Genomic DNA, 8,567 nt, shown 5'->3' with positions numbered 1-8,567 from the left:
GTCCAGGTTGCCGGTGGGCTCGTCGGCCAGCAGCACCAGCGGCCGGTTGACGAACGCCCGGGCGATCGCCACCCGCTGCTGCTCACCGCCGGACAACTCACCGGGCATGCGGTTGGCCTTGCCGGACAGTCCGACCATGTCGAGAACCTCGGGAACCACCTTTTTGATGACGTCGGGTTGCTTGCCGATCACTTCCAGTGCGAAGGCCACGTTCTCGGCGACTGTCTTCTGCTGCAGCAGCCGGAAGTCCTGGAAGACGCATCCGATCACCTGACGCAACTTGGGGATGTGGCGGCCGGAAAGCTTGTTGACGTGGAACTTCGACACCTGAATCTCACCGGAGGTCGGCGTCTCCTCAGCCAGCATCAGGCTGATGAAGGTGGATTTGCCCGATCCGGATGGGCCGATCAGGAAGACGAATTCACCCTTGTCGATCTTGAGACTGACGTTGTCCAGTGCAGGGCGCGTCGACGCCTTGTACTGCTTGGTGACATGGTCGAGGGTGATCATCACGGCTCGTCAGTGTAGTCCGCGGAGCGGCCGCTACCGCGGCGGCGGTGCCGTGGTGGTCGAGGCACCTGGTGAAACCGGAGCCGTCGCGACCGACGAAACCGCACCCGCCTCGGGGGTGTCCGGGGCTGTCGTGGCGCTGGTCGTCCGATCCGGGGTCGGTGACGGCGAGGACGCACCGTTGGGCTCCGTCGGTGCGCTTCCACTGGTGGGCGCCGTCGGGCTCGTCGGGCTCGTCGGGCTCGTCGGTGACGTGGGCGTCGTCGGTGTCGTCGGTGTGGTGGTCGGTGTGGTGGTCGCTGTCGTGGTCGTCACCTCAGGGCTGCGTTGCTGCACATCGGTGCGCGGCGCCCAGGTGTAGGCCGGGTCCGGGATGAAACCGGGTGGCACCACGTCGACAGCGGGGATCTGGGGAGCAGGCTCGGGCGAGCCGTAGGTCGCCTGGACCCAGCCGATGAGCGCGAAGGCAACCAGCAAAACAGCGGTGGAGGTGCGGACCCGCCCACCGAACAGGTACGCAGGCCAACCGCGGGTCTCGCGGCGATTATCGACCGCGGTCATCCCAGCGGCCCCTGCGCCGGCACCACCACAGAGTTCTCAACGGTAGTCACGATGCCGGCCCGGTTCAGCGCCCCGACGACCAGCATGCGCAGCCGCCGGCCCGCCTCGAATTGCTTACCCGGCAGCGTCCGGGCCACCATCCGCAGGTTCACCGTGCCCACCTCAATGCTCTCCACGCCCATCAGTTCGGGCTTGTCGAGCAGCAGCTCCCTCAAGTCCGGGTCGAGCACCGCTGCTTCGCAGACTCTGTCGAGCACCTCGTGCACCGCGATCAGGTCGGTGCCCGGCTGCAGTGGGATGTCGACCACGGCGCGCGCCCACTCCTTGGACAGGTTGAGCGTCTTGAAGATCTGCCCGTTGGAGATGGTGTAGACCTCCCCGTCGGCGGTGCGAAGCTTGGTCACCCGCAGCGTCACCTCCTCGACGGTGCCCATCGCGGTGCCGCTGGTTCCCATGGTGAGTTCGACCAGGTCGCCCAGACCGTACTGCTTTTCGGTGATGATGAAGAAGCCACTGAGCAGGTCCTGCACGACGCGCTGCGCGCCGAAACCCAGCGCAGCGCCCAGCACCGCCGCAGGGGCTACCAGCGAGCTCACCGGGACCTGCAGGACGTCGGTGATCTGCACGAACACCAGGACGCCCAGCAGGGCGATGGCGACATAGGAGATGACCGAGGCGACCGCCTGGCCGTGCTTGACACTTTCGGATCGAACCAGCGCGTCGCTCGCGGTGAAGCGGGCGTCGATACGTCGGCTGATCAGCTGGGCGGTCCAGCTGATGAACCGGGCGCCCAGCAGCCCGCCGATCAGCAGCAGGGCAATTTGCATGCCACTGGTCAGGATCCATCCACCGATGGCGCCGGCCCAGAAGTCATGCCAGGCCCGGGCTGCGGACAGGGCCGATACGTCAGTCGTCATCTCGTCGATTGCGCCACCGGATTCCCGCTTCCAGGAACCCGTCGATGTCCCCATCCAGGACTGCCGCAGGATTGCCGACTTCGTAGTCGGTTCGCAGATCCTTGACCATTTGGTAGGGGTGCAGAACGTAGGAGCGCATCTGGTTGCCCCATGAACTGCCGCCGTCGCCTTTGAGGGCGTCGAGCTCGGCGCGTTCTTCCTGCCGCTTACGTTCCAGCAGCTTGGCCTGGAGCACCCGCATCGCAGAAACCTTGTTCTGCAGCTGCGACTTTTCGTTCTGGCAGGTTACGACGATACCGGTCGGGATGTGGGTGAGTCGAACCGCCGAGTCGGTGGTGTTGACCGACTGTCCGCCCGGCCCGCTGGACCGGTAGACGTCCACCCGGATGTCGGTTTCGGGGATCTCGATGTGGTCGACCGTCTCCACCACGGGCAGCACCTCGACCTCCGCGAAGGAGGTCTGCCTGCGGCTTTGGTTGTCGAAGGGGCTGATCCGCACCAGCCGGTGAGTGCCCTGCTCCACCGAGAGGGTGCCGTAGGCGTACGGCGCGTGCACCGCGAAGGTGGCGCTCTTGATTCCGGCTTCCTCGGCGTAGGACGTGTCGAACACCTCAACGCCGTAGTCATGTTGTTCAGCCCACCGGATGTACATCCGCATCAGCATCTCGGCCCAGTCCGCGGCGTCCACCCCGCCGGCCCCGGAGCGGATGTTGACCAGGGCTTCACGTTCGTCGTACTCCCCGGACAGCAGGGTGCGGACCTCCATCGCCTCGATGTCGGCCTGCAGCGTCTTCAGTTCGGCATCCGCATCCGAGAGGGCCTCGGCACCCGCCGGCCCGGCCTCCTCGGCCGCCAACTCGTAGAGCACCGGCAGGTCATCGAGGCGGCTTCGCAGGGCCTGCACCCTGCGCAGTTCACCCTGGGCGTGAGACAGCTCACTGGTGACCCGCTGGGCTCGGCTCTGGTCGTCCCAGAGGTTGGGATCCGATGCCTCGTGTTCGAGCTTCTCGATCCGGGTTTTCAGGGCGTCGACGTCGAGGACCCGTTCCACCGTCGTCAGGGTGGCGTCGAGGGCCGCGATCTCTGACTGCCGATCGATGTCCACGGGGTCTCACGTTACCGGCGGCGCCGCCCCGGTGATTACCATCCCAGGATGCGTCCTTACTACGTCGCGATCGTCGGCGCGGGGCCCTCAGGCTATTTCGCGGCCGCCTCGCTGCTGCGGTTCGCGGATTCCTCCGTCGCCGAAGGTGGCGCTGACGTCGCGATCGACATGCTCGAAATGCTGCCCACTCCATGGGGTTTGGTCCGCTCCGGGGTGGCCCCGGACCACCCGAAGATCAAGTCGATCAGCCGCACGTTCGAGAAGACGGCCACTGATCCGCGGTTCCGGTTCTTCGGCAACATCGCCGTGGGGCGGGATGTGTCGGCCGACGACCTGTCCGAGCGCTACGACGCGGTGGTCTACGCGGTGGGCACCCAGTCCGACCGCGCCCTGGGCATCCCCGGCGAGGATCTGCTCGGCAGTGTGGCCGCGGTTGACTTCGTCGGCTGGTACAACGCCCACCCGCACTTCACCGAGATGGCCCCCGACATCTCAAGCGGCCGGGCGGTGGTGATCGGCAACGGCAACGTCGCGATCGACGTGGCGCGGATCCTGGTCACCGACCCCGATGTGCTGGCCGCCACCGACATCGCCGACCACGCTCTGGACGCGCTGCACCGGCGCGGGGTGTCCGAGGTGGTCATCGTGGGCCGCCGCGGGCCGTTGCAGGGCGCGTTCACCACCCTGGAACTGCGGGAACTCGGGGAGCTTGACGGGGTGGAGGTGGTCGTCAACCCCGACGACCTCGCGGGAATCACCGATGAGGACGCCGCGGCGGCCGGCAAGACCGTCGCCACCAACATCAAGGTGCTGCGCGGCTACGCCGAGCAAGAGCCTTCCGGCGGAGACGTCAAGCGCCGCATCGTGTTCCGGTTCTTTACCTCCCCGGTGGAGATCACCGGGGAGGATCGGGTCGAGACCATCGTGCTGGGCCGCAATGAACTGTTCACCGACGAGCACGGCCGGTTGGCGGCCCGCGACACCGGCCAGCGCGAGACCCTGCCGGCCCAATTGGTGGTCCGCGCGGTGGGCTACCGCGGGGTGGCTATCCCCGGACTGCCGTTCGACGAGCGGTCAGGCACCATTCCCCATACCGAGGGCCGGATCGCCGACCGGGCTGCCGACTACGTCGTCGGCTGGATCAAGCGCGGCCCGTCCGGGGTGATCGGCACCAACAAGAGCGACTCCCAGGACACCGTCGACACCCTGATCGCCGACCTGACCTCCGCGCAGTTACGCGAGGTCGGCCCCGACTACGCCGAGGAACTGGTGAGCTGGCTGCTGGAGCGCCAGCCCCTGCTGATCAGCGACGACCACTGGCAGGCCATCGATGCCCACGAGCGTTCCCTGGGCGAGCCGCACGGCCGCCCCCGCCGCAAGCTGGCCAGTGTGGCCGAGCTGCTGCGCATCGCCCACGGCTGACCGCCGGCGCGCGCCCTGTGCAGCTCTTAGGGCCTGATCGTCTGCAGAGGCCTCACGCTGGCGGCTGCGGCGGAGCGGGGGGCACGGGGGGTGCCGGGGGAACGGGCGGCACCGGTGGAACTGGGGGCTGCGGCTGCTGCGGCGGCGCGAAGAACCACTTATCCGGGTTCTTGGGCGAGTACACCACCGGGATCAGCTGACCCATCGTCGGCCAGTTCGCGGTGTCGACCGCCATCTGCTGATAAACCACATGCTCGTTGACCGTCGGCCCGGTGATCACCCCGCTGATGGTGACGAACTGCTCGCCCGGGGCATCCGGTCGCGGACTGACGCCGGTCACCAGCAGGGTGCCCTGCGCCATCTCCCCGCGCGGGCCGCGCCGGCCCATCAGTCGGGGCCCCACCACCAGAGCCAACGCACCGACGATCAGCAGAATCACCGCGAATTCCATCACGGGGCCATCCTAAGGGGCTGTGGTAGGACTGCAGGCGTGACGGCCGTGGCAGAAGACCTCGAGTTGGCCCTCCTACTGGCCGTCCGCGCCGACGACATCACCGCCGCCAGGTTCGGCGCACTGGACCTGCGCATCGACCACAAACCGGACCTGACCCCGGTGACCGACGCCGACGAAGCGGTCGAGGCCGATCTGCGCGACGTCCTGGCCCGGGAGCGTCCCGGCGACGCGATCCTGGGTGAGGAACAGGGCGGCGCGCCCACCGTCGACGGGCGGCAATGGGTGATCGACCCGATCGACGGAACCAAGAACTTCGTCCGCGGAGTTCCGTTGTGGGCCAGCCTTATTGCGCTGCTCGACGACGGCGTCCCCATCGTCGGGGTCATCAGCGCACCGGCGTTGAACCGGCGCTGGTGGGCAGGCGCCGGGATCGGCTCCTACGCCGCGGTCGGCGACGGCCCCGCCCGACGGCTGTCGGTCAGCGCGGTGCCGGATCTCGGGTCGGCCAGCCTGTCGTTCTCCAGCCTGTCCGGATGGGCCGATCGGGGCCTGCGGGAGAAGTTCGTCGCGCTCACCGATGCGGTGTGGCGGGTCCGGGCATTCGGCGACTTCTACTCCTACTGCCTGCTCGCCGAGGGCGCGGTGGACATCGCCGCCGAACCGGAGGTCAAGCTGTGGGACCTGGCCCCCCTGGACGTGCTCGTGCGAGAGGCCGGCGGCACCTTCACCAACCTCGACGGCGTCCCGGGACCGCACGGCGGCAGTGCGGTGGCCACCAACGGACTGCTGCACCAGGCCGTGCTCGACGCGCTGTGAGCTTGCTTACAGCAGCCGCTGACCTTACTCGGGAGTAAGATACGGTCAGGGCCTGTTCAGCTCTACTTCCGCTCCCCCAAAGGCAGCCGCGATGACCAAAACCCTTCCGCCCAGAGCCAGTCGCGCCTACGAGAGCGGCGTCGGTCAGCATCGCCCCAGGCGATCCCCCCTCGACCTGGGAATGGGCCTGCTAACCCCCTTGCTGGGCAGTGAGTTCCTGGACCGCCACAACCTGCGCGGCCCGCTCAACCGGGCCCTGAAATTCGGCGCGAAGCACGGATTCTCTGCCGCCGGGGCCTCGAGTCGGCAGTTCACGAAGATCCAGGGGGTGGGCAAGCCGGCCACCCGGTTGGATCGCAGCACCGCCGACTACTTCGACCTCACCCCCGACGACGACCAGAAGATGATCGTGGAAACGGTCAAGGAGTTCGCCGAGGAGATCCTGCGGCCGGCCGCCCGCGACGCCGACGACGCCGCGGCCTACCCCACCGACCTGATGGCCAAGGCCGCCGAACTCGGCATCACGGCTATCAAGGTCCCCGAGGTTTTCGACGGCATCGCCGAGCAGCGCACCACCGTCACCAACGCCCTTGTCGCCGAGGCGCTGTCCTACGGCGACATGGGCCTGGCGCTGCCGATCCTCGCGCCGGGCGGAGTGGCCTCGGCACTCACCCACTGGGGCAGCGCCGACCAGCAGGCCACCTACCTCAAAGAATTCGCCGGGGACAACGTGCCGCAGGCCTGTCTGGCCATCGCCGAACCACACCCGCTGTTCGACCCCACCATGCTTAAGACCACCGCGGTACGCACCCCCAGCGGCTACCGCCTCGACGGGGTGAAGTCCCTCGTCCCGGCCGCCGCCGACGCCGAATTGTTCGTGGTGGCAGCACAACTCAACGGCAAGCCGACGATGTTCATCGTCGAGTCCGACACCGCCGGGCTCAGCGTCAAAGCCGATCGCAGCATGGGGCTGCGGGCCGCCGCCCTCGGCCGCGTCGAACTGGACCAGGTGTCGGTGCCGTTGTCGGCCCGCCTCGGCGAAGCAGACGCCAGCGACGCCGAGCACGCCCGGGATTACTCCGAGGCCATCGCGCTGTCCCGGCTCGGCTGGGCCGCGCTGGCGGTCGGCACCTCCCACGCGGTGCTGGACTACGTGATCCCCTATGTCAAGGAACGTGAGGCGTTCGGCGAGCCGATCGCCCGCCGCCAGGCGGTGGCGTTCATGTGCGCCGACATCGCGATCGAACTCGACGGTCTGCGGCTGATCACCTGGCGTGGCGCCGCCCGCGCCGACCGGGGCCTGCCGTTTGCCCGGGAGGCGGCCCTGGCCCGGAAGTTGGGCGCCGACAAAGGGATGCAGATCGGCCTCGACGGTGTGCAGCTGCTCGGCGGGCACGGATTCACCAAGGAACACCCGGTGGAGCGCTGGTACCGCGATCTGCGGGCCATCGGCGTCGCCGAGGGTGTCGTCGTCCTCTAAAACCTCCCTTCGCCAACGAAAAAGGACTCGCCATGGCCATCAATCTGGAACTCCCCCGCAAGCTCGAGGCCGTCGTCGAGATGGGGCACAAGGGCGCCGCGGAGATCTTCCGCCCGATATCGCGCAAGTACGACCTCAACGAGCACGCCTACCCGGTCGAACTGGACACCATTGCCAGCCTGTTCGAGGGCATCTCCGATGCCAAGACCATCTCATTCGCCGGCACCGATGCCTTCCGTGACGCCCAGGACGGCCCGAAGGGAAACGTCAACGGCGGCAACATGTCCGCGTTGCTCAACGCCCTGGAGGTCGCCTGGGGCGATGTCGGCCTGCTGCTGTCCATCCCGCGGCAGGGCCTCGGTAACGCCGCGATCTCCGGAGTGGCCACTGACGAACAACTGCAGCGCCTCGGGACCGGGATCTGGGCGGCGATGGCCATCACCGAACCGTCCTTCGGTTCGGACTCCGCGGCGGTGTCGACGACGGCCGTGCTCGACGGGGACTCCTACGTCATCAACGGCGAGAAGATCTACGTCACCGCCGGCGCCCGGGCCTCCCACATCGTGGTGTGGGCGACGCTGGACAGGTCCAAGGGACGCGCGGCGATCAAGTCGTTCGTCGTGCCCCGCGATCATCCCGGTGTCACCGTGGAACGGCTCGAGCACAAGTTGGGCATCAAGGCCTCCGACACCGCGGCGATCCGCTTCGACAACGTCCGCATCCCCAGGGAGAACCTGCTCGGCAGCCCGGAGATCCAGGTGGAGAAGGGTTTCGCCGGGGTCATGGAGACCTTCGACAACACCCGGCCCATCGTGGCTGCGATGGCCATCGGGGTTGCGCGCGCCGCACTGGAGGAACTGCGGCAGATCCTCACCGACGCCGGCGTGGAGATCTCCTACGACAAGCCGGTGCACGCCCAGAGCGCTCCGGCCGCGGAATTTCTGCGTATGGAGGCCGACTGGGAGTCGGCCTACCTGTTGACGTTGCGGTCGGCCTGGCAGGCCGATAACGGTATCCCCAACTCCAAGGAAGCCTCGATGGGTAAGGCCAAGGCCGCCCGGGTGGCCAGCGACATCACCCTCAAGGCCGTCGAATTGGCGGGCACCACAGGCTATTCCGAGCAGACCCTGCTGGAGAAGTGGGCGCGCGACTCAAAGATCCTGGACATCTTCGAGGGCACCCAGCAGATTCAGTTGCTGGTGGTGGCGCGCCGCCTGCTGGGGCTGAGCTCAGCGGAGTTGAAGTAGCGCGCGCCGAGGCATGACGAAAGCGGGGGCCCCGCCGGTGGCCACCGCCCCCCTG

9 protein-coding genes are annotated in these 8,567 nt (G+C 67.8%); 4 read left to right on the top strand and 5 right to left on the bottom strand.

Translation table 11 applies throughout. The features are described 5' to 3' along the window. The 4 genes from ADBZ5N_RS15535 to prfB form a co-directional block, all read right to left on the bottom strand. A partial coding sequence (locus ADBZ5N_RS15535; protein WP_526258899.1) for a cell division ATP-binding protein FtsE occupies positions 1-510 on the bottom strand: 510 nt, incomplete at its 3' end. A gap of 33 nt (positions 511-543) precedes the next feature. After that, complete coding sequence (locus ADBZ5N_RS15530) at positions 544-1,071, bottom strand: Rv3103c family proline-rich protein (RefSeq protein WP_526258897.1); 528 nt, start codon at positions 1,069-1,071, stop codon at positions 544-546. Then, positions 1,068-1,988, bottom strand: a complete 921-nt coding sequence (locus ADBZ5N_RS15525; RefSeq protein WP_526258895.1) for a mechanosensitive ion channel family protein — start codon at positions 1,986-1,988, stop codon at positions 1,068-1,070. Before ADBZ5N_RS15525 ends, ADBZ5N_RS15530 begins: the two co-directional genes overlap by 4 nt. Next, positions 1,978-3,093 carry a peptide chain release factor 2 gene (gene prfB / locus ADBZ5N_RS15520; RefSeq protein ID WP_526258893.1) on the bottom strand — a complete coding sequence of 372 codons (1,116 nt, stop codon included), beginning with the start codon at positions 3,091-3,093 and terminating at the stop codon, positions 1,978-1,980. Before prfB ends, ADBZ5N_RS15525 begins: the two co-directional genes overlap by 11 nt. Positions 3,094-3,141: 48 nt before the next feature. Between prfB and ADBZ5N_RS15515 the strand changes: the two genes are divergently transcribed. Then, on the top strand, positions 3,142-4,515 hold the full coding sequence (locus ADBZ5N_RS15515; RefSeq protein ID WP_526258891.1) for an FAD-dependent oxidoreductase: 1,374 nt from the start codon (positions 3,142-3,144) through the stop codon (positions 4,513-4,515). Positions 4,516-4,567: 52 nt separating this feature from the next. Here the strand turns inward: ADBZ5N_RS15515 and ADBZ5N_RS15510 are convergent, their stop codons facing one another. Beyond that, positions 4,568-4,969, bottom strand: a complete 402-nt coding sequence (locus tag ADBZ5N_RS15510) for a hypothetical protein (protein WP_526258889.1) — start codon at positions 4,967-4,969, stop codon at positions 4,568-4,570. A 36-nt stretch (positions 4,970-5,005) separates the two neighbouring features. On the opposite strand from ADBZ5N_RS15510, the gene hisN reads away from it, so the two are divergent. The 3 genes from hisN to ADBZ5N_RS15495 all read left to right on the top strand — a co-directional run bounded on the left by hisN (position 5,006) and on the right by ADBZ5N_RS15495 (position 8,512). Further along, positions 5,006-5,785 (top strand): histidinol-phosphatase, encoded by a 780-nt coding sequence (gene hisN, locus ADBZ5N_RS15505; RefSeq protein WP_526258887.1) that lies wholly within the window; start codon positions 5,006-5,008, stop codon positions 5,783-5,785. A gap of 91 nt (positions 5,786-5,876) precedes the next feature. After that, positions 5,877-7,265 (top strand): acyl-CoA dehydrogenase family protein, encoded by a 1,389-nt coding sequence (locus tag ADBZ5N_RS15500; protein ID WP_526258885.1) that lies wholly within the window; start codon positions 5,877-5,879, stop codon positions 7,263-7,265. A 32-nt stretch (positions 7,266-7,297) separates the two neighbouring features. After that, entirely contained in the window at positions 7,298-8,512 is a 1,215-nt protein-coding gene (locus ADBZ5N_RS15495; RefSeq protein WP_526258883.1) for an acyl-CoA dehydrogenase family protein, read from the top strand. Positions 8,513-8,567 lie beyond the last annotated feature (55 nt).

It is taken from the genome of Mycobacterium sp. (assembly GCF_044370595.1).
Lineage (GTDB): Bacteria > Actinomycetota > Actinomycetes > Mycobacteriales > Mycobacteriaceae > Mycobacterium.
Note: the sequence above shows the minus strand (reverse complement) of the source record. Positions and strands in the feature narration are given on the sequence as shown.